Genomic DNA, 711 nt, shown 5'->3' on the forward strand with positions numbered 1-711 from the left:
CGAGTATAACCAAGGCTACGCCGACCTCTACCTCGACGTTTTGAAGAGCGCCAAGCCGCTCGATAAGGTCAAGCTGTCGAACTACAACAAGGACAATCTCTTCGACGTCTTCTACGACAAGCCGACCTGGTTCCGAAACGGCCAGCTCTACGGCGTGCCCTATGCATGGGGACTCAACGCTTTGGTCTATAATCCGGCGCTGATGGAAAAGCCTACCTCCTACGAGGACCTGCTCAAGCCCGAGTTGAAGGGCAAGATCGCCTTCGTCGATGATACGCTCGCCACTTTGCCTATCGCTGCCCGTATGGCCGGCCTCGGTGACAAGTTCCCGAATGTCACGCCCGACGAGATGAAGGCCATCTTTGAAAACCTCAAGAAGTACCGCGACCAGTCGCGAATCATCAGCCTGACCTACGGAGACCTCGTTTCGCTGTTCGTTTCGGGCGAAGTGGCCGCGCTCTTCTGTGGTTGGACCGGCATCCCGGTCGAAACCGCCAAGCAGGGTGTCAAAACCGAATACACGATCCCGAAGGAAGGCGCCGGTACCTGGTGTGATGCCTGGTTCATGCCGCCGTCGGTCGACAACGAGGATGCCGCTTACGCCTTCATCGACATGGCGATTTCGCCGGAAATCCAGGCCAAAGTCGTCACCCGCAACGCCGCCGGCGTGGTATCGCCGAAGGCGGTTGACCTTTTGCCACCGGAGACCAA

At 58.1% G+C, this 711-nt stretch carries 1 protein-coding gene; it reads left to right on the top strand.

Annotation, left to right across the window (positions count from 1 at the left end):
- Window positions 1-711, top strand: a 711-nt coding sequence (locus tag EN780_RS36240) for an extracellular solute-binding protein (protein WP_128276596.1), incomplete at both ends; no start/stop codon positions are given.

It is taken from the genome of Mesorhizobium sp. M4B.F.Ca.ET.089.01.1.1 (genome assembly GCF_004022605.1).
Lineage (GTDB): Bacteria > Pseudomonadota > Alphaproteobacteria > Rhizobiales > Rhizobiaceae > Mesorhizobium > Mesorhizobium abyssinicae.